This is a genomic window from Acrocarpospora macrocephala, assembly GCF_009687865.1.
Lineage (GTDB): Bacteria > Actinomycetota > Actinomycetes > Streptosporangiales > Streptosporangiaceae > Acrocarpospora > Acrocarpospora macrocephala.
This window is the reverse complement of sequence record NZ_BLAE01000024.1, coordinates 80,840-100,199: the sequence shown is the minus strand read 5'-3', so window position 1 is coordinate 100,199 and position 19,360 is coordinate 80,840. Positions and strand designations below refer to the sequence as shown.

Here is a 19,360-nt window from a genome sequence, read left to right as displayed (position 1 = left end):
GAATGATCTGTCTCGCATCGCAGGATTAGGGCAGTGGTCCCTCGTTTGATCCATTTGCCATCCGTGGGACGATTCTTGGGTTTCGAGAGGGGTGTGGATGTCGAACGCGGAAGGCCGACTCGTCGGAGGCCGGTACCAACTGATCGAGCCCATCGGCCGGGGAGGCATGGGCATCGTGTGGAAGGCCCACGACGAGCTGCTGGACCGCACGGTCGCCGTCAAAGAGGTCAGGTACGACAGCGCCATGGGCGACGAGCTGGAGGAGCTCAACCGCCGGACCATGCGGGAGGCCAGAGCCGCCGGCCGGCTCACCCACCCGAACGTGGTCGTGGTGCACGATGTGATCGAGGAGGACGGCCGTCCCTGGATCATCATGCAGCTGGTGGAGTCCCGCTCGCTCGGCCAGGTGATCCGCGAGGACGGGCCGCTGCCGCCCGCCCGGGTCACCGACATCGGGCTCCAGGTTCTGGACGCGCTGCGCGCCGCGCACGGCCAGGGGGTGCTGCACCGGGACGTCAAGCCGGAGAACGTGCTGCTCACCGAGGACGGCCGGGTGGTCCTGACCGACTTCGGCATCGCCCGGGTGGAGACCGACTCGACGATGACCAGGACCGGGCTCGTGGGCACCCCCGCGTTCATCGCGCCGGAACGGTTACGCGGCGGTCCCGCCCAGCGCGAGTCGGACCTGTGGTCGCTGGGCGCGACCCTCTACGCGGCCGTGGAGGGGCGCCCGCCGCACGACAAGGGCATGGCGATGGCGACCATGCACGCCGTGCTGAACGACCAGCCCGACCCCGCGGTGCACGCGGGCCGCCTGGGCGTGGTCCTGGACCGGCTCCTGGTCAAGGAGCCCGGCGACCGGCCGAGTTACGACGAGACGGTCCGGCTGCTGCGCCGCGCCAAGACCGAACCCCCGCCCACCAAGGCCTTCGAGCCGGTCAAGGCGAGCGAGGCCGACACCGGTCCTGTCGAACTGCCGGTCGAACCGCCGGCCGAGCTGCCGGTCCCGCCGCAGCGGCCGGAACCCAAGCGCGCCGAGCCGCCGCGCTCGTGGGCGGTCCCCAAGCCCAAGCCCGCACCCAAGCCCGCACCCAAGCCCAAGCCCGCGCCCAAGCCCGAGGCCGAACCGGAGGAGGCCGCGGAGCAGGAGGAGACGCCCAGGCGCAGCCCGGTCCCGGCCGCCGCCGTCCGCAAGGACCCGTATCCGGTGGAGACGGGGGCGCGGGCCGTACCGGCGGACTGGAAGCGCGAGGAGGAGCCGCCGGCCGAGCCGAGCTGGAGCGCCGGTGACGGGGCCGACACCGCGCGGTCGAAGCTGCCCGTGTCGTATCCGGACTGGAACATCACCCCGCCGGAGCCACGGCCCTTCGCGGTCAGGGCGGCGCTGGTGATCGTGCCCACACTGCTGCTCATCGCGGGCCTCGGCATCTGGCTGGGGGTTCGGCAGGCCGACGACGAGGCCGCCTCCCCGCCGCCGACCGCCGCCGCGTCCGCGCCCGCGAGCTCCGCCCCGCCGTCGGGCAGCGCGGAGCCGACCGCTGAGGAGCCCTCAGCCGAGCCCTCCGAGGCGGCCGAGTCGCCCAAGCCCGAATCATCGGCGGACGCGCTCCCGGACGGCTGGAAGCGCTACAAGGACAGCAGCGGCTTCTCGCTGGCCCTCCCCAAGGGCTGGAAGCGCGACAACAGCAACAGCATGGGCGTGTTCTTCCGGGGGCCGCTGGAGGGGGCGTACCTCCAGATCGGGTTCACCAGCTCGCCGAGGAAGGACGCGGTGAAGGACTGGAAGGACCAGGAGCGGCGGAGCGTGGGCAACTGGCCCGGCTACAAGCGGATCAAGATCGAGTCGGTGGACTACTTCGACGAGGCCGCCGACTGGGAATTCACCTGGGAGCCCGGCGGCTCGACCGGCCACGTCATGAACCGCGGCTTCGTCACCGACAAGAAGCACGGGTACGCGATCTTCTGGAAGACCCGCGACTCGGACTGGGAGAAGTACTTCCACTACTTCGAGACGTTCACGGCCACCTTCAAGCCGGACAAGTAGCCTTTCGTCCCGGAGGGGGTTGCGGTGGACGAAGCGCGTCGCCTGGCGGGCAGGTACCAGCTGCTCGAACCCATCGGCAGGGGCGGCATGGGCGTGGTCTGGCGTGCCCACGACGAGCTGCTCGACCGGGCCGTCGCGGTCAAGGAGGTGCTGTACTCCGCGCTGAGCGAGGAGGATCGGGCCGCCTTCAACCGCAGGACGATCCGCGAGGCCAGGGCCGCCGGGCGGCTCTCGCACCCCAACGTGGTCGTGGTGCACGACGTGATCGAGGAGGACGACCGCCCCTGGATCGTCATGCAGCTGGTCCAGGCCCGCTCGCTCGGCCAGGTCCTGCGCGAGCACGGGCCGCTCATCCCCGAACGCGCCGCCGCGATGGGGCTGCAAATCCTGGACGCGCTGTGTACGGCACACGCCGCCGGAGTCCTGCACCGCGACGTGAAACCCGAGAACGTGCTGCTCAGCGGCGACAACCGGGTGGTGCTCACGGATTTCGGCATCGCGACCATGGCGGAGGACCCGGGGCTCACGATGACCGGGAGCATCACGGGGACGCCCGCGTTCATGCCTCCGGAGCGCCTGATGGGGCAGCCCGCCACGCCGGAGTCGGATCTCTGGTCGCTGGGTGCGACGATCTACGCGGCGGTCGAGGGGCGCTCGCCGTACGACCGGGGGACGCCGATCGCCAGTATGGCGGCCATCCTGCACAGCCAGCCCGACCTGCCGCGCCGGGCGGGGCCGCTGACCTCGGTGATCGAGGGGTTGCTGCGCAAGGAGCCCGGCCGGCGGATCGACGCCGTGGAGGCGCAGGAACTCCTGAAGCAGGCGGCTTCCGGAACCAATCCGTCTATGTCGCCTATGTCGCTTATGTCGCCACAGACCCCGGTACCGGCTGGGCCGCCTCAGACGCCGCCTCCGTGGGGCCCTGGTGCGACTCCTGGTCCGACCGGACCGCCGGGCGGGTGGCCGCAGGCCGGGGCGGGATCCTGGGGCGGCGGTGAATGGGGCGTCCCGCCGGTGCCGACCCAGCCGCGCCCGGCGTCATCGAACAGACGTTTGATTGGTTTCGTGCTGGTTCCCGTGCTCGTGGTCGCGCTGGGCGTGGCCGGGTGGTTCGGGTACCAGCAGCTCGCGGGTTATCCGGGATCCGGCGTCATCACGCTGCCCACCGCGGACACCCCCACGGAGACCATCGACGGGACCCCGACGGAGACCGCCGCCGCGACATCCCCCGTGACGGCCACAGGGACGCCCGTGGAGACGCCTACGGAGACGGCCACCCCTACCCCCTCGTCGTCGCCCGCGAACCGCCTCCCGCCGGGCTGGCGGTCCTACCGGGACGAGCTCGGCTTCGCGATCGCGCTGCCGCGGGGGTGGAAGGCCGAGCGGGTGCCGAACGCCGCCCGAGTACGGTTCCGGGGCCCGGCCATGCCCGGCTACCTCCAGGTCGACCTCACGCCCTGGGAGGAGAGCGACCCCGTGGCCGCCCTGGAGACGGTGGAACGCAACTCCACCGCGAAGGGCCTGCTGCCGAAGTACGAGAAGATCAGCATCGAGCCCGCGGACTACCAGGGCGTGGCCGCCGCCGACTGGGAGTTCACCTTCGCCACCTCCGCCGGGCGGCAGCGTGTCATCGACCGCGCCTTCCGGATCGGCGACGACTGCTACGCGCTCTACTGGCAGGTCCCCGAAAGCAACTGGGAAGCCGCCCGCTCCTACTTCGACACATTTCTCACGACATTTCGCCCGTGATGGTCGGACAAAGCACCTGCTCAACAAAGGTCCGCCGCGAGCAGGCGGCGTTCCGGCAGACGAATCTGCGGACCTCCAGCTCGCGGACCGGACCTGGGTAAGCTGATCAGCTTCCCTGCTCCGCGAACGCCTCGCCCAGCGCTTCGGCCCGGGTGGCGAGCGTCGTGCGCAGCGTGGTGGCCTCCTGCTGGGCCTCGGCGGCGTCGGCGCCCTGGTTCGCCTGGTAGGACGCCACCGCCTGGTCCAGGAGGGTCTCCGCCTTCCCGCTGGCCAGAAGATCCTGGTAAAGCTTCCGGTACTGCTCCTGGTAGACCTCCTTGAAGGCGGCCGTCTCGAGAAAACGGTCCTTCAGCGCGTGCCCCATGCGCATGCCGCCACCACCGGGCCGCTGATCTGCCTGCCCCTCGGGCTGTTGGCCCGCCTGCCCCTCAGGCTGCTGACCGGCCTGGCCCTCAGGCTGCTGACCGGCCTGGCCCTCGGACTGCTGACCGGCTTGCCCCTCGGGCCGCTGTCGCCCGAATCCGCCCATGCTCAGGGCGTCGTCCGGGCCCGCGCCGGCGTCGCCGCTGAAGGCGAGGTTGAGGTCCCAGTTGATGACTTTGAACTTCTTGCCGCTCAGGTCGTACCACAGGTAGTAGTTACGGCCGGGGCCCGCCATGTCGTCGAAGTTCAGCAACATGTTCTGCAGCGCGAGATAGCGCGCGAAGGACTCCACGTCGAGCCGGGCGGCCAGACCGGAGGCGAACTCCTCGTCCGAGGCCTGCTCCACCCACTTGACCAGCTCGATCACCGGCTGAAGGTCCTGCTCGCCCTTGGCGTTGACCTGCTTGAAGTCGTCGGTGTAGGCGGTCTGGTCCTCTCCCTTGTACGAGAAGGTCGAGGTCGCCAGGGACTTGTACAGCACCCCGTCACCCAGCTCTTCCGCGTATCCCTCGTCGAGATACTCCACCAGCAGCCGGGGCGCCGAGGAACGGCCGTTGACCGTGAAGGAACTGTAGGCGTACCCCTGGGAGGGCTCACCGGACGCGCCGACCATGGAGATCGCCAGTGACTCCTTGAGGAGTGTCGCGGAGCCCATCGACACCGGTCGCACGGCGATCTGGCTGTGCCCCTGATAGCGGCGGCCCTCGACGAACTCGTCGAAGCTGACCAGCCAGGGCAGGTTCTCCGGTTCCTCGGCCTTCAGCGACGCCCGCCCGAACCCGCCGAAACCAGCCCCGCCTTCCGGCATCCCGGCACCGTCTGGCAACTCGGCACCCTCAGGCAACTCAAAACCATCAGGCGGCTGGAAACCGTCCTGGGGCTGGAAACCCTCGGGAAGTCCCTCCGGGCGCTGGCCGCCGCCCGGTCCGCCGCTGCCTCCCTGCCGGGACTCGCCCTTCCAGGTCAGGCCCGACAGCGTCGAGTTGCCCTTGAGCCGGACGCCCACGCTGGGGATCGTGGTGCCGTCGATGACCAGGTCGGCTTCGACGTAGGCCTTCTCGCCGCTCTTGAAATACTCGCTCAGCATGTCCTCGTACGCCTGGTCGGTGAAGGTCAGCTTCACCTCGTGGGCGGCAGAGGGGTCGAACAGTTCCTTGCCGCCGGCCAGGTCGGTGACGACCGTCGCACCGGAGGCGGCGCGGGCGCTGGTCACGTACGGACGGATCGTCCCGCTGCCGAACACTCCGGCGCAGACCGCGAGGAACACCCCGCACGCGACGACCAGCTTCCAGTTCTGGCGGAGGCTGACCGGGATGCGATGCCTCAGGCGGGCCATGGCGGTCACAGGTCGGTCTGGTCGTAGCCGGTCAGGACCGTGACCGGCTGGCCGTGGTTGCGTTCGCGCAGGGCGGTGATCACGTCCGCCGGCTCGTGCCCCTTCTTGATCTTGACCGTGTACATCAGCTCCAGCAGCGCCCCGCCGCGGATGGACTCCATGCTGACCAGCTCGAACTCGTCGGTGTGCTGGATCAGGACGTCCTGGATGACGAGGGTGTAGTCGTCGTCGGAGGGCACCTGCACCTTGACCACCTGGCGGCGGGTGTTGAGCTGGAACCAGTTGAACCTGTGCATGATCACGATGATCAGCGAGACGGCCACGGCGGCCACGATGGCCAGCAGGTAGAAGCGGGTGCCGACGGCCATGCCGACGCCCATCACCAGGAAGATGAAGCCGACGTCGCGGGTCTCCTTGATCGCGTTGCGGAAGCGCACCACCGACAACGCCCCGACCAGGGCGAACGCGCGGGCGATGTTCGAGCCGACGACCAGCATGATCAGCGAGATGAGCATGCCGAGGATGACCAGCGTCTGCACGTAGGACTGGCTGTAGGAGACGTTGCGGTGCGTCGCCCGGTAGATCCAGCCGATCATCGCGCTCAGCACGAACGACAGGCTCATGGCGATGGCGATGTCGGCCACGCTGAACGTGCCGGACAGATCCTGGAAGGTGAAGTCCATGGGGTCATGCCTCCGAGTGAGCGGGCAGGTGGAAGATCGAGCGCGGCGCCAGCCCGTAGGCCTCCACGCTCTGGCAGTACTTGGACACCCGCACGACCTGCAGGTTCCTGGCGGCGGCGAGATCGGTGAACCAGTACGGCACCCGCTCGTTGACCTTCACTTCGAGGATCGCCTTGCGGGCCGGCACGATGAGCCGGTTCTCCGCCTGGGCGCCCAGCCGGAAGTCGCGGTCCCGGCCCCGGATGCGCTGGTCGAAGGTGACCCGCAGCCCGACGTCGGCGTCGCGCCCCAGGTAGGCGTGCCGGGTGTAGCCGGTCATCGCGGTGGCGTGCAGGTCGAGGCGGGACACCAGGTCGAGGACCTCCTCCAGGAAGGCCCGCTGGCCGGGCTCGTGGTCGACCATGCGCCGGCCGTCGCACAGGCCGAGCGCGTCGGCGTAGGGCAGGCGGACCCGGCGCTTCTGGGTGACCCGGTTGACGCGCTGCTTGATCTCGACGTAGACCGGGGTGTCGCCGGTGGCGGCGAGGCGGTCGCCGTAGTGGCGGATGCGCAGCTTGCGGCGGAACTTCAGGCCCTCGATCTTCTCCCAGTAGAAGCGCAGCCGACGGGTGTCGTAGTAGACGCTCCAGATGTTGTAGCCCTCGTCGGGGCAGTGCTGGTCCCGGTCGAGGCGGCGTTCCATCTCCTGCCGCAGGCTCTCGACCTGATCGACGTCGATCAGGTACTTGATCTCGTAGCGGTTGAAGGCGTGCAGCGTGCTCGGTGCGCGCAGGCGGTGCCCGGCGTCGTCCACAGGGGTGCGGAGTCGGTGCAGCATGCGCATATCTGACAGAACGAACCTGGGAACAATGTGTGAACTCAGCACGAACCAGAGATGAACGGCAGGGCGACCCTGAACGTGGTCCCCTCGCCAGGGGAGCTGGTCACCTCGATCCGGCCCTGGTGCGCCTCGACCAGTGCGGCGGCGATGGCCAGGCCAAGGCCGGTGCCGCCGTAGGCGCGCGACCGGCCGGGGTCGGCGCGGTAGAAGCGGTCGAAGACGTGCGGCAGGTGCGCGGGGTCGATGCCCTCACCCTGGTCACGTACCGCCACCAGCGCCGTGTCCGGGTCGGGCCGGGCGACCTCGACGGATACCCTGCCGGTGGTGTGGGTGACCGCGTTGCCGACCAGGTTGCCGATCACCTGGTGGAGCCGGTGTTCGTCGCCGAGCACGGTGACCGGGTCGGCCGGCACCTCCAGCGCGATCGGCCGTCCGGGCTCGCGGGCGCGGGCGGCGTGCACCACGTCACCGGCCAGGACCCGCAGGTCGACCGTGCCCTGCTCCAGCACCGGCTCCCGGTCCAGCCGGGCGAGCAGCAGCATGTCCTCCACGAGCACCCCCATGCGCCGGGCCTCGTTCTCGATCCGGCCGAGCAGCCGCTCGGCCACCGGATCGCGGGCCTGCTGCCCGTGGTGGTAGAGCTCGGCGAAGCCCCGGATCGAGGTCAGCGGAGTGCGCAGCTCGTGGGAGGCGTCCGCGACGAAATGCCGCAGCCTCCGTTCCGACTGCTCCCTGGCCCGCAGCGCCGAGGCCAGGCGCTCCAGCATCGTGTTCAACGCGCCGCCGAGCCGCCCGGCCTCCGTACGCGTGTCGGCGTCGGCCACCCGGCGGTCGATGTCACCGGCCGCGATCGCCTCGGCGGTCCGCTCCATCCTGGTCAGCGGCCGCAGTCCGAGCCGTACCACCACCCAGGCCAGCGCGCCGAGCAACGTCAGCACCACGACCCCGGCGACCGTCTCGATGACCAGCAACTGCCGCACGGTCACCTGGCTGGACTCCAGCGACATCGCGACCGCCACCCGCCCGCCCGACGGCAGCCGCTCGACCACCACCCGCCAGTCCCCCACGGTGAACGGCTGGTTCGACGCCCGGGAGACGGCCTCGGCGGGGACGACCGATTCGTCGCCGGACGCCGCGGGCATCCGACGTTCCAGCACCCCGGACGGGGAGTAGAAGGCGACCCGGAACTGGCTCGGCAACTCCAGGTTCGCCGGTGGCGGCGGCTGCGCGGCCCGTGGCGGCGGACGCCGGGCGACGCTCACGGCGAAGTCGCGCAGCTGGGTGTCGGCACGCGCCAGCAAGGACCGCTCCAGCACCAGCACGCCGGACACGGCGAAGACCGCCAGCCCCAGCGCCGACAGGCTCAGCAGCGCCGCCAGCAACCGCAGCCGCAGCGGCCAGGGACGCGTCACGGCGTCAGGGACAGGCGGTAGCCGACCCCGCGCAGGGTGTGGATCAGCGGCGGCCCGCCGGTGTCGATCTTGCGCCGGAGGTAGCTGATGTAGGACTCGACGATCCGGCTGTCGGTGTCGAACCCGTGATCCCACACCCGCTCCAGGATCTGTGTCCTGCTGACCACCCGCTCCGCATTGATCATCAGATAGCGCAGCAACGCGAACTCCGTGGGCGACAACCGGATCGCCCGCCCCGCCCGCCGCACCGCGTGCGCCTCCTCGTCGAGCTCCAGATCCGCGTACCGCACCACCCCGTCGTCGAGCCACTCCTCCGGCGGGCGGATGCGACGCAGGATCGCCCGCAGCCGCAGCACCACCTCCTCCAGGCTGAAAGGCTTGGTGACGTAGTCGTCGCCACCGGCGGTCAGCCCGGCGATACGGTCGCCGACCGCGTCCTTCGCGGTCAGGAACAGGACCGGCGGGCCGCACCGGTCCTCCCGCAGCCGGCGCGCCACCGAGAAGCCGTCGATGTCGGGCAGCATCACATCGAGCACCACGATGTCGGGCCTGTCTCTGCCGACCTCCTGAAGCGCCGCGCGCCCGCACGAGACGGTCCGGACGGTGAACCCGTTCAGCTCCAGCGCCTCGGACAGGAGATCACGAATGCTCGGCTCGTCATCGACGACCAGGACCTTGGCGGGAAGGGATGCGTCCATACGTTGGTTTGTACGTGACTTTTCTGAAAACGAGCTCAGGATCAGGTCGAACGTGGCTGAGTCGCCTTGGCCACGTACCGGGCAAAACCCCGGCAAAGCCAACCCCTGTCAGGTCCTAATATTGCCGACATGCATGACACGGAGCGGCAGCAGCGCAGGGCCGCGATCAGGGACGGGCTGGGTGTGGGAGTCGCGGTCGGGGTCTCCGGGGTGGCCTTCGGGGCGGCCGCGATCACGGCGGGGCTCACCGTGGCCCAGGCGTGCGCGCTCAGCCTGTTCGCCTTCACCGGCGCCTCCCAGTTCGCCCTCGCGGGCGTGGTGGGGGCCGGCGGCGGTCTGGTGGCCGGAGCGGCGGGCGCGCTCCTGCTCGGCGCCAGGAACAGCTTCTACGGCCTGCGTCTGGCCGTGATCCTCGGCGGGACCCGTGGCCCGCTGCGCACCCTGGTCACCGCCCAGGGCGTCATCGACGAGAGCTCCGCCGTCGCCTTCGCCCAGCCCACCCCGGCCGCCGCCCGCGCGGGCTTCTACACCACCTTCGGCACGATCTACCTGACCTGGAACCTGACCACCCTGCTCGGCGCGCTCGGCGCGTCCCAGGTCAGCGACCCCGCCGTCTTCGGCCTGGACGCGGTCGGCCCGGCCACGTTCCTGGCCCTGCTCTGGCCCCGGCTGCGCGGCGACGTGAACACGCCGAAAGAAGAGACCGTCCAGTTGCGCCTGATCGCCGCCGGGGGCGCCGCCATCGCGCTGCTCGCGACCCCGTTCACCGCGCCCGGCGTCCCCGTCCTGCTGGCCGCGGTGGCGGCCCTGATCGTGATGCTGACCCCGGGAACCCCGGAGAGGGCGGCCGCGGAATGACCGTCTGGTGGGCGATCGCCGTCACCTGCCTGGGCTGCTACCTGCTCAAGCTCGCGGGCCTGGCCGCCCCTCGCCGGGTCCTGGACCATCCCGGCGTACGGCGTTTCGCCAGGCTGGTCCCGGTCGGGCTGCTGGCGGCGCTGATCGCCGTACAGACCTTCGGGCACGGCCAGGACCTGCACCTGGACGGCGCGCGCCTGGCGGGCCTGGCGGCGGCCGTGGTCGCGCTGCTGCTCAGGGCGCCCTTCCTGGTGGTCCTGGTCGCGGCGGCGGTGGTGACCGCCGCGACCCGCCTGCTGGGGATGTGATCAGGAGTCGTCGGCGCGGTCGAGCGCCTCGGCGAGGTCGGCCGGGTAGTCGGTCGTGAAGGAGACCCACTCGCCCGTGGCCGGGTGGTCGAAGGCCAGGGACACCGCGTGCAGCCACTGGCGGGTGACACCGAGGCGGGCCGCCAGGGTGGGGTCGGCGCCGTACTGCAGGTCGCCGACGCAGGGGTGGCGGAGCGCGGACATGTGGACGCGGATCTGGTGGGTGCGGCCGGTTTCCAGCTTGATGTCCAGCAGGGAGGCCGCGCGGAACGCCTCGATCGTGTCGTAGTGGGTGATCGAGTCCTTGCCCCCGGCCACCACCGCCCAGCGGCCGTCCCCGGACGGGTGCCGGTCGATGGGCGCGTCCACGGTGCCGCGGAGCGGATCCATGTGGCCCTGCACCAGCGCGTGATACCGCTTGTCGACCGTGCGCTCCTTGAACGCCCGCTTCAGCGCCGTGTACGCCCGCTCGCTCTTGGCCACCACCATCGCGCCGGTGGTGTTGGCGTCCAGCCGGTGCACGATGCCCTGCCGCTCGGCCGCGCCGCTGGTGGACACCCGGTGCCCGGCCCCGAGCAGCCCGCCGATCACGGTCGGCCCGGTCCAGCCGACGCTGGGGTGGGCGGCCACGCCGATCGGCTTGTTGACGACCACGATGTCGTCGTCCTCGTACAGGATCGTCATGCCGGGGACGGGTTCGGCGACCGGCATGGGCGCGGCGGGCGGCGGCGGGATGGTGACGTCCAGCCAGGCTCCGCCGCGGACGCGGTCCGACTTGGCGGGGGCCGAGCCGTCCACGAGCACGTCCCCGGACGCGATCAGCTCGGCGGCCCGGGTCCGGGAGAAGCCGAACAGGCGGGCCAGCGCGGCGTCGAGGCGCTCGCCCTCGAGCCCGTCGGGCACCGGCAGGCTGCGCAGGTCACCCATCCTTCTCGGCCCCCGTCTCCCGCGTACCGTCGATCTGGTAGCCGCGCCAGGCCAGGAAGACCGCCAGGATCCCGCCGCACACGATCGCGGAATCGGCCACATTGAAGATCGGGAACCCGGTCGCCGGGAAGACCTGCATGAAGTCCACCACGTGCCCCTGGAACGGAGCGGGCGCCCGGAAGATGCGATCGGTCAGGTTCCCGAACGCGCCGCCGAGCAGCAGCCCGAGCGTGATCCCCCACGGCAGGCTGCGCAGCTGCCGCGCGGTGCGAATGATCGCGATCACCACGGCCGTGGCGATGATCGTGAAAATGATGGTCATCCCGGTGCCGATGCTGAACGCGGCCCCCGAATTCCTGATCACATTGATCACGAGCACGTCCGGCACGACCACGACCGGAGGGTCTTTCTCCAGGTATTCGACCACCAGGTACTTAGTCACCAGATCGAACACGTAAATGAGCACGGCCACGGCGGCGAGCAACCCGATCCGCCGTGCCCGTACTCCCCCGGCGGCGGCGGTCAGCGGCGTTCCTCCCGCTGCTTGCACGCCACGCACAGCGTCGCCCTCGGGAACGCCTGCAGGCGTTCCTTGCCGATCGGCCGTTGGCACGATTCGCACACTCCATACGTCCCTGCGTCGATACGGGCGATCGCCCGCTCGTTCTGCGCGAGCACATCGCGCGCATTCAGGGTAAGGGCGATCTCACGTTCGCGCTCATAGGTCTTGGCCCCGGCGTCGGCCGGATCGTCGCCCGCGCCCTCGCTGGCGTTCCCGGCCGCGAGCTCGGTCTCGGCCCGCAGGATCTCGGTGTGCAGTTCGTCGATTTCCGCCAGCAGGCGCTCGCGCGCCTCGGCGAGCTCGTCGGCGGACCAGATGTCGGTAGTAGTGACAGAATTCTCCGTGACAGAGCCCTCCGTGACGGCGTTCCCCGTGATGGCGCTCTTCGCCGCGCGCGTCGCCATGTGGCCTCCCCATGAACAGTGATCAAGCAGTCCGGGCAGCATAGGTGCCGGATTGGAGCGCGGCAATCGACTCGCCGATGCATTTACGCCATCCGTACCAGGCTCGGAATGCTCATCCCCCTATGCCAGGTACATCCTGAACAACGACACCCCGTCCCGTGTTCCGCTGGAACTACCAGAATGAGATCGGGAAGCCTGACGCGCTCCGCTGCGTTATCGTGAGGTCTGCAAGGCGTTGATGGGACGAGTACCTCCGCACCCACTCGCACGAGCGACCCGGGGACGGTGCGAGCCCGGGGCGAGCCGCGGGGGGAAGATCAGCCCGGAGCCGCCGGAAGAACGGCTTTACCTCTGGTAGACGCTTATTAGACCCGGCCGCGACCTGAATGAGTGGGCCCCCGCGAGGGCGGCCAAGGAGGGTGGTACCGCGGAGCCATGATCGGCTTCGTCCCTCCACGCCCTGTCGAATCAGCGTGGAGGTCCGGTGTCTTCCCACTCTTTCCGTTCGCTACCCGCGCAGGTGGACCTGCCGGCCCTCGAACACGAGGTGCTGGAGCGATGGCGCGACGGCAAGGTCTTCGAGCGGTCGCTGGAGCAGAACGCCGGCGGCCCTTCCTGGGTCTTCTACGAGGGCCCCCCGACCGCCAACGGCATGCCCGGCGTGCACCACGTCGAGGCGCGCGTGTTCAAGGACGTGTTCCCCCGGTACAAGTCCATGCGCGGCTTCCACGTCCCCCGCAAGGCCGGCTGGGACTGCCACGGCCTGCCCGTCGAGGTGGCCGTCGAGAAGGAGCTCGGCCTGTCCGGCAAGCCCGAGATCGAGGCGTACGGCATCGCGGAGTTCAACGCCAAGTGCCGCGAATCGGTGCTCCGGCACGTGGACGCGTTCGAAGAGATGACCGAGCGGATGGGCTACTGGGTGGACATGTCCCAGGCCTACCGCACGATGGACCCCGCGTACGTGGAGGCCGTCTGGTGGTCGCTCAAGGTCATCTGGGACAAGGGGCTGCTGTTCCGGGACTTCCGGATCACGCCGTACTGCCCGCGCTGCGGCACCGGTCTTTCCGACCACGAGCTGGGCCAGCCCGGCGGCTACGAGACCGTGTCCAGCCCGTCGGTGTACGTGCGCATGCCGGTCACGGCGGGGCGTTTCGCGGGCGTGGACCTGCTCATCTGGACGACCACGCCGTGGACCCTGGTGTCCAACACGGCGGTGGCGGTGCACCCGGACGTGACGTACGTGGTGGCCGAGAAGGACGGTGAGCGCCCGGTCATCGTGGCCGAGCCGCTGCTCGCCGCCGCCCTCGGCGAGGGCTGGACGGTCCGGGAGAGCTTCTCCGGCGCCGAACTGGAGCACACGCCGTACCAGCGGCCGTTCGAGCTGGTCGACATCCCCGGCGCGCACTTCGTCGTGCTCGGCGACTACGTCACCGTCGAGGACGGCACCGGCCTGGTGCACCAGGCGCCCGCGTTCGGCGCCGAAGACCTGACCGTCTGCAAGCGGTACGGCCTGCCCGTGGTCAACCCGATCGGCCCCGACGGCCGGTTCCTGCCCGACGTCCCCCAGGTCGGCGGCGAGTTCTTCAAGGACGCCGACGAGGGCCTCACCGCGGACCTGCGCGCCCGCGGCCTGCTCTTCCGGGGCAGCCACTTCGACCACAGCTACCCGCACTGCTGGCGCTGCCACACCCCGCTGCTCTACTACGCCCTCCCGTCCTGGTATATCAGGACCACCCAGATCAAGGACCTGCTGCTCGCCGAGAACGAGCGCACCAACTGGTTCCCCGAGACCATCAAGCACGGCCGGTACGGCGAGTGGCTGCGCAACAACGTCGACTGGGCGCTGTCCCGCTCCCGCTACTGGGGCACCCCGCTCCCGCTCTGGGTCTGCGAGGAGGACCACGTCACCTGCGTCGGCTCCCTCGCCGAGCTGGGCGCCCTGGCGGGCCAGGACCTGTCCGCGCTGGACCCGCACCGCCCGTTCGTGGACGACGTCACGTTCGCGTGCGCCGACTGCGGCGGCGAGGCCCGCCGGGTGCCCGACGTGATCGACGTCTGGTACGACTCCGGCGCGATGCCCTTCGCCCAGTGGGGCGCCCCGCACGTCAACAAGGAGGTCTTCGAGGCCTCCTACCCCGGCCAGTTCATCTGCGAGGCCATCGACCAGACCCGCGGCTGGTTCTACTCGATGATGACCGTGGGGGCGCTCGTCTTCGACCGCTCCGCCTACGAGAACGTGCTCTGCCTGGGCCTGATCCTGGCCGAGGACGGCCGCAAGATGAGCAAGCACCTGGGCAACGTGCTCCAGCCGATGCCGCTCATGGACGAGCACGGCGCGGACGCGCTGCGCTGGTACATGGCCACCTCCGGCTCACCCTGGTCGCCCCGGCGGATCGGCCACGGCCCGCTGGAGGAGATCGTCAGGAAGGTCCTGCTGACCTACTGGAACACGGCCTCCTTCTTCACCCTCTACGCCAACGCCTCCGGCTGGCAGCCCGGGCAGACCCACGACGGCGAGCGCCCGCTCATCGACCGCTGGGCCCTGGCCGAGCTCCAGCGCACGGTGGCCGAGGTCACCGCCGCCCTGGACGTCTTCGACACGGCCCGCGCCGGCCGCCGGATCACCGAGTTCCTGGACGACCTGTCCAACTGGTATGTCCGCCGTTCCCGCCGCCGCTTCTGGACCGGCGAACCGGCCGCCTTCGCCACCCTGTACGAGTGCCTGGAGACGGTCACCCGGCTGATGGCCCCCCTGGTGCCGTTCACCACCGACTACGTGTGGGACGTGCTGCGCGGCCAGGACGCGCCCGCCTCGGTGCACCTGGCCACCTGGCCCCAGGTTCGGGCTGAGCTGGTCGACCCGGCCCTGTCCGAGCAGATGGCCCTGGTCCGCCGCCTGGTGGAGCTGGGCCGCTCGGCCCGCGCGTCCTCCTCGGTCAAGACCCGCCAGCCGCTCGGCCGCGCGCTGATCGGCGCGCCGGGCTGGCCCGGGCTCACCGGCGAGCTGCGCGACCTGATCGCGGACGAGCTGAACGTGCTGGCCCTGGAGGACATGTCCGGTTTCTCCGCCGATCTGGTGACGTTCACTGTCAAGCCCAACTTCCGGGCGCTGGGCAAGCGGTTCGGCTCCCAGACCAAGCTGGTCGCCGCCGCCGTCACCGCCGCCGACCCGGCGGACCTCGCCCAGACCCTCAGGGCCGGTACGGCCGCCACCCTCGACGCCGGAGAGCTCGGCGCGGTGACCGTCGGTCCGGAGGACGTGATCGTCACCGAGCAGCCCAAGTCGGGCTGGGCGGTGGAGACCGGCGCGGTCGACACCGGGACCGGCGAGACGGTGGCGCTGGACCTGGCGATCACGCCCGAGCTGCGCAGGGCCGGGCTGGTCCGGGAGGTCATCCGGCTGGTCCAGGAGGCGCGCAAGGCCAGCGGCCTGGCCATCACCGACCGGATCGAGCTGCGCTGGGCGGCGGGCTCCGACGAGCTGGCCGAGGCGCTGCGCGGCGGAGGCGGCACGGTGGCCGAGGAGGTGCTGGCGACCTCATTCGCCGAAGCCGACCTGGACACCGGCTGGGTGGTCCACCAGGACGCCGATCTGGGCCTCAGCTTCCAGCTGCGCAAGGCCTGATCACAACACGCCGATTACACGAAGGGCCCGGCTTCCCGCTGGGCCCTTTTGTGGATCGTCGCTACCTTTCGGCCCTTCAGCGCAGGCCGAGCAACACGAAGGGCCCGGCTTCCGCTGGGCCCTTCTGCGTGCCGTCGCTACCTTTCGGCCGCTACCTTTCGGCGCAGGCCGAGCAGGGGGTCAGACCGGCCTCTTCGGCCTCGGTCTTGGTCATGGTCTCGATGTCGGCGCTGTCGTCGCCGACGAGCGAGCACTCCGCGCGGTGATACCGCCGGGTTCCGACCAGCACGTGAACGATCTCGTCGTCCGCTCGCTCGGGAGTCTGCTCCGGGGTCTTCTCGGCGGTCTTCTCGCCGTCGTCCTTGGCCGTGACCGGCCGGGTGGCCTCGACCGTCGAGTCGAACGGGCGCGGCTTCTCGTCCTTGACCGCCGCGGATTCGGCGACCACCGGCTCGGGCTTGCTGGGCGCGGGGTCGGGCGCGGGCGGAGTCGGCGCCTGAGTCGGCGACGGACGCGAGAAGGCGGACCATTCAGACGAGGCGGGCGGCACCGAGGGGACCGGAACCACGGGCGGCACAGGGGGCGACGAAGGCAAGGGGGTGGCCACCGTGGGGGTGGCCGTTTCAGACCGCTTTTCCGACCGAGGCTTTTCAGACCAGGGTGTCTCGGGCCGGGATGTTTCAGGCCGGGATGTTTCAGGCCGGGATGTTTCGGACCGATGTGTTTCGGACCGGGGCACCGACGCGGAGACCGTGGGGGCGTCCATGCTCGTGGCGGAGTCGGTGAGGGCCGCTGACCCGGCGCGCCCGGGTGCGGTCTCGGCCGGCTCGCCCGGCTGCCCTGGGACGCTCTCGGCGACGCAGGCGGTGCACGGCGTGAAGCCCTCCTCGCGGGCCTCTTCGAGGGTCAGCTCCTCGATCTCGCGATCGGCCAGCTGACGGCAGTTGGGCAGGTGGAACCGTTTCCGGCCCGGGATGACCAGCACGATCGAGTCGGGCCCGAGAGCACCGCCCGGCAGGGAGCGGGGCATCGGGGGGCGCGTCCGCCGCTCCGGCGGCTCCTGACCGGCCGCTCCCGGATAGGGAACCTGCTGGGTCGCCATCGAAGGAGACACGGGGGCCGCCACCGGTCCTGGCACGGGTGCGGCCATCATCGGGTTCGCCATCTGCTGCGTCGGCCCCCCGCTGTAGGCGGCCGAGTGCGCCATCTGGGGGGAGGCCTGCGTCATGGGCTGCTGCATGTGCTGCGGCAGCGCCTGCGGCATCTGGGGCATCGGCTGGGGGGTGGCGGCCTGGGACCGCCCGCCGGCCGGGAACAGCTCGTGCCGCCTGAGCAACGCCCCGATCAGCAGGCAGACCGCGGACAGCACGCTGACCACGATCGACCACATCACGAGGAACGGCTTCGCCAGGACGACGCCCGCGATCAGCAGGACGATCGCGGCGAGCACCAAGGCGGCACTGACAAGGATCACTGGGGGGATCTCCGAACTACCGAACGCGTGACCGGACGCCTACCGGACACCTGACCCGGACAACACTTCCACGCGCGACACTTCCACGCGGAAGGTTACCGGCGGTCGCCGTGCGGGCCCTCGGGGTTCTGGAACGCGCCCGAGTGCTGCGGGTCGCCGCCGAACGGGTTCGGCGCGGGCATCTGCTGGCCGCCGGGCGCGATGGCGTGCGCCATCTGCTGCTGACCTGACACCTGACCCTGCACGATCGGGAAGCCGCCGCTGCCCTCGGCGGAGACGTTCAGCTCGGCGAGCTGGTTCTCCAGGTACAGCTTGAGGCGGCTGCGATACTCCCGCTCGAAGCTGCGCAGCTCCTCGACCTTGCGCTCCAGCTCGTCCCTGGTCTGCACCAGCGACCCCATCGCCTGCCGGTGCCGCTCCTGAGCGTCACGTTCCAGCGTCTCGGCGCGGGCGCGGGCGTCTCCGATGATCTGCTCGGCCTGGCGGCGCGCCTTGCCCAGCACCTCGTCGGCCTCGCGGCGGGCCCGGGTCACGGTCTCGTCCGCCTCCCGGCGGGCGTCCGCGATGGCCTGGTCGGCGGTCTGCTGGGCCAGGGCCAGCACCCGGGCCGCGGTGTCCATGTTGTCCTCGGCGGGCGGCAGGCCCATGCCGACGGGGACGGGCTCGGGACGCACCGGCTCGGGCTGGCGCATCGGCTCCGGCTGCGGAACCATCATCTCCGGCTTGGGCTCGGCGACGGGCGCGGGAGCCATCTGCATGCCGCCGCCCATCATGCCGCCGGCCATGCCTCCCGCCATCCCCCCGGCCATGCCGCCGGGGACCTTGCCCCGCAGGCACTCGGCCAGCTTGGCGCGGAGCTCCTCGTTCTCCTGGATGAGGCGGTCGAGTTCGGCCTCGACCTCGTCGAGGAAGGCGTCCACCTCTTCCTCGTCGTAGCCCGGCCTGAGCCGGGTCGTACTGAACTGCTTGTTCCGCACATCTGCGGGCGTCAGCGGCATTTGGGTCTCCTTGGCGCGCTTGGAGTCTGTCCGGAGAGAAGTACCTATCCTCGACCAAACGCGGACACGACTTGGATCAAGACCAAGACCACAATGAACAGCACTGTGAAGCTTAGGTCAAAGGCCACCGTACCCAACCTCAGGGGCGGAATGAAACGGCGGAGGAATTTGAGGGGTGGATCCGTGGCCGTGTACGTGGCCTCGGCGAGGACCAGAACCGGCCCTCTGGGCCGCCAGGCCCGGGCGAACGCCTGCACCGTCTCGAAGATCATCCTGCCGATCAGCAGGACCAGGTAGAGGGACAGGACGAAGACCAAGACACCACTAACGATCCCCACGGTCGCGCCCCGCCTCCGTCCTGGTCCGCTGCCAGGTTCGCACCCTCCGGTCCCCGTGGGCACCGCTCAGCTTTTCACTGTCCATACAAGGAACTCTAGCTCTGGTTGAAGAAGCCGCGTTCCGCGATCCGAGCCTTGTCCTCCGCGGTCACCTCGACATTGGCAGGGGACAACAGGAACACCTTGTTGGTAACACGTTCAATGCTGCCGTGTAGCCCAAAAACCAGACCTGCCGCAAAATCGACTAGACGTTTCGCGTCACTGTCAACCATTTCGGTCAGATTCATGATGACCGGCGTGCCCTCCCGGAAGTGCTCCCCGATCGTGCGCGCCTCGTTGTACGTGCGGGGGTGCAGGGTGGTGATCCGCGCCAGATCGGTCGTACGGCGCTCGATCACCGCGGTGGAGGGTCTCGGCGCGGGAACCGGCGTGTCGTCGCCCGCATCGCGCCCCTGCGCCCCGGCAGGGGCGAACTCCTCGCTCTGCCCGTCATACGGGTCCACACCGAAATCGTCGGCGTCATAGTCCCGGTACCTGTCGTAGCGGTCGTCGTCCTCCACGAGACCGAGGTAGACCGCCATCTTGCGCATCGCGCCGGCCATCGCTCCGTCGTCCTCCGTCTACCGTGCCTCTGCGGCCACCCTAGCGTGCCGGGTGCCGTCGAGGGCCTTGAAGGTCCGTGGCGGAAGCCGTAACCCCCC

General features: G+C 70.3%; 17 protein-coding genes. 5 read left to right on the top strand and 12 right to left on the bottom strand.

Annotated features, from left to right (window positions below; translation table 11 throughout):
- Positions 1 to 97: 97 nt before the first annotated feature.
- Positions 98 to 2,044, top strand: a complete 1,947-nt coding sequence (locus Amac_RS21705; protein ID WP_155356209.1) for a serine/threonine-protein kinase — start codon at positions 98 to 100, stop codon at positions 2,042 to 2,044.
- 24 nt (positions 2,045 to 2,068) lie between these two features.
- Complete coding sequence (locus tag Amac_RS21700; RefSeq protein WP_155356208.1) at positions 2,069 to 3,793, top strand: serine/threonine-protein kinase; 1,725 nt, start codon at positions 2,069 to 2,071, stop codon at positions 3,791 to 3,793.
- A 106-nt stretch (positions 3,794 to 3,899) separates the two neighbouring features.
- Here Amac_RS21700 and Amac_RS21695 read toward each other — a convergent pair whose 3' ends face one another.
- From Amac_RS21695 to Amac_RS21675, 5 genes are read right to left on the bottom strand one after another with little or no spacing between them, the layout of a single operon-like run.
- Positions 3,900 to 5,552 carry a CotH kinase family protein gene (locus Amac_RS21695; protein ID WP_155356207.1) on the bottom strand — a complete coding sequence of 551 codons (1,653 nt, stop codon included), beginning with the start codon at positions 5,550 to 5,552 and terminating at the stop codon, positions 3,900 to 3,902.
- Positions 5,553 to 5,557: 5 nt separating this feature from the next.
- On the bottom strand, positions 5,558 to 6,235 hold the full coding sequence (locus Amac_RS21690; RefSeq protein WP_155356206.1) for a DUF4956 domain-containing protein: 678 nt from the start codon (positions 6,233 to 6,235) through the stop codon (positions 5,558 to 5,560).
- Positions 6,236 to 6,239: 4 nt separating this feature from the next.
- On the bottom strand, positions 6,240 to 7,052 hold the full coding sequence (locus tag Amac_RS21685; RefSeq protein WP_155356205.1) for a polyphosphate polymerase domain-containing protein: 813 nt from the start codon (positions 7,050 to 7,052) through the stop codon (positions 6,240 to 6,242).
- A gap of 41 nt (positions 7,053 to 7,093) precedes the next feature.
- Positions 7,094 to 8,467, bottom strand: a complete 1,374-nt coding sequence (locus Amac_RS21680; RefSeq protein ID WP_155356204.1) for a sensor histidine kinase — start codon at positions 8,465 to 8,467, stop codon at positions 7,094 to 7,096.
- Entirely contained in the window at positions 8,464 to 9,165 is a 702-nt protein-coding gene (locus Amac_RS21675; RefSeq protein ID WP_170322587.1) for a response regulator transcription factor, read from the bottom strand. Before Amac_RS21675 ends, Amac_RS21680 begins: the two co-directional genes overlap by 4 nt.
- Before the next feature lie 129 nt (positions 9,166 to 9,294).
- Here Amac_RS21675 and Amac_RS21670 point away from each other — a divergent pair, with 129 nt between their 5' ends.
- Both Amac_RS21670 and Amac_RS21665 read left to right on the top strand, forming a co-directional pair.
- Positions 9,295 to 10,023, top strand: a complete 729-nt coding sequence (locus Amac_RS21670) for an AzlC family ABC transporter permease (RefSeq protein ID WP_155356203.1) — start codon at positions 9,295 to 9,297, stop codon at positions 10,021 to 10,023.
- A complete protein-coding gene (locus tag Amac_RS21665; RefSeq protein WP_155356202.1) occupies positions 10,020 to 10,331 on the top strand; it encodes an AzlD domain-containing protein in 312 nt (103 codons plus the stop codon). The genes Amac_RS21670 and Amac_RS21665 overlap by 4 nt, the downstream gene beginning before the upstream one ends.
- On the opposite strand, the gene Amac_RS21660 is transcribed toward Amac_RS21665, so the two are convergent.
- From Amac_RS21660 to Amac_RS21650, 3 genes are read right to left on the bottom strand one after another with little or no spacing between them, the layout of a single operon-like run.
- On the bottom strand, positions 10,332 to 11,258 hold the full coding sequence (locus Amac_RS21660; protein WP_155356201.1) for an RluA family pseudouridine synthase: 927 nt from the start codon (positions 11,256 to 11,258) through the stop codon (positions 10,332 to 10,334).
- Positions 11,251 to 11,817 (bottom strand): signal peptidase II, encoded by a 567-nt coding sequence (gene lspA / locus Amac_RS21655; protein ID WP_246268554.1) that lies wholly within the window; start codon positions 11,815 to 11,817, stop codon positions 11,251 to 11,253. The genes Amac_RS21660 and lspA overlap by 8 nt, the downstream gene beginning before the upstream one ends.
- Entirely contained in the window at positions 11,781 to 12,224 is a 444-nt protein-coding gene (locus Amac_RS21650) for a TraR/DksA family transcriptional regulator (protein ID WP_218041214.1), read from the bottom strand. The genes lspA and Amac_RS21650 overlap by 37 nt, the downstream gene beginning before the upstream one ends.
- 484 nt (positions 12,225 to 12,708) lie before the next feature.
- Between Amac_RS21650 and ileS the strand changes: the two genes are divergently transcribed.
- Entirely contained in the window at positions 12,709 to 15,849 is a 3,141-nt protein-coding gene (ileS, locus tag Amac_RS21645) for an isoleucine--tRNA ligase (protein WP_155356199.1), read from the top strand.
- A gap of 151 nt (positions 15,850 to 16,000) precedes the next feature.
- On the opposite strand, the gene Amac_RS21640 is transcribed toward ileS, so the two are convergent.
- The 4 genes from Amac_RS21640 to Amac_RS21625 all read right to left on the bottom strand — a co-directional run bounded on the left by Amac_RS21640 (position 16,001) and on the right by Amac_RS21625 (position 19,261).
- Positions 16,001 to 17,323 carry a hypothetical protein gene (locus tag Amac_RS21640; protein WP_155356198.1) on the bottom strand — a complete coding sequence of 441 codons (1,323 nt, stop codon included), beginning with the start codon at positions 17,321 to 17,323 and terminating at the stop codon, positions 16,001 to 16,003.
- Between the two features lie 95 nt (positions 17,324 to 17,418).
- Entirely contained in the window at positions 17,419 to 18,321 is a 903-nt protein-coding gene (locus tag Amac_RS21635) for a DivIVA domain-containing protein (protein WP_155356197.1), read from the bottom strand.
- Positions 18,322 to 18,365: 44 nt separating this feature from the next.
- On the bottom strand, positions 18,366 to 18,659 hold the full coding sequence (locus Amac_RS21630; RefSeq protein ID WP_155342926.1) for a YggT family protein: 294 nt from the start codon (positions 18,657 to 18,659) through the stop codon (positions 18,366 to 18,368).
- Between the two features lie 95 nt (positions 18,660 to 18,754).
- Positions 18,755 to 19,261 carry a cell division protein SepF gene (locus tag Amac_RS21625; RefSeq protein ID WP_155356196.1) on the bottom strand — a complete coding sequence of 169 codons (507 nt, stop codon included), beginning with the start codon at positions 19,259 to 19,261 and terminating at the stop codon, positions 18,755 to 18,757.
- Between the last annotated feature and the right edge of the window lie 99 nt (positions 19,262 to 19,360).

Coding starts and splice junctions, on each gene's coding strand:
- Amac_RS21705 (WP_155356209.1), top strand. CDS start 98: ATGTCGAACGCGGAAGGCCGACTCGTCGGAGGCCGGTACCAACTGATC.
- Amac_RS21695 (WP_155356207.1), bottom strand. CDS start 5,552: ATGGCCCGCCTGAGGCATCGCATCCCGGTCAGCCTCCGCCAGAACTGG.
- Amac_RS21690 (WP_155356206.1), bottom strand. CDS start 6,235: ATGGACTTCACCTTCCAGGATCTGTCCGGCACGTTCAGCGTGGCCGAC.
- Amac_RS21685 (WP_155356205.1), bottom strand. CDS start 7,052: ATGCTGCACCGACTCCGCACCCCTGTGGACGACGCCGGGCACCGCCTG.
- Amac_RS21675 (WP_170322587.1), bottom strand. CDS start 9,165: ATGGACGCATCCCTTCCCGCCAAGGTCCTGGTCGTCGATGACGAGCCG.
- Amac_RS21670 (WP_155356203.1), top strand. CDS start 9,295: ATGCATGACACGGAGCGGCAGCAGCGCAGGGCCGCGATCAGGGACGGG.
- Amac_RS21665 (WP_155356202.1), top strand. CDS start 10,020: ATGACCGTCTGGTGGGCGATCGCCGTCACCTGCCTGGGCTGCTACCTG.
- Amac_RS21660 (WP_155356201.1), bottom strand. CDS start 11,258: ATGGGTGACCTGCGCAGCCTGCCGGTGCCCGACGGGCTCGAGGGCGAG.
- Amac_RS21650 (WP_218041214.1), bottom strand. CDS start 12,224: ATGGCGACGCGCGCGGCGAAGAGCGCCATCACGGGGAACGCCGTCACG.
- Amac_RS21635 (WP_155356197.1), bottom strand. CDS start 18,321: ATGCCGCTGACGCCCGCAGATGTGCGGAACAAGCAGTTCAGTACGACC.
- Amac_RS21625 (WP_155356196.1), bottom strand. CDS start 19,261: ATGGCCGGCGCGATGCGCAAGATGGCGGTCTACCTCGGTCTCGTGGAG.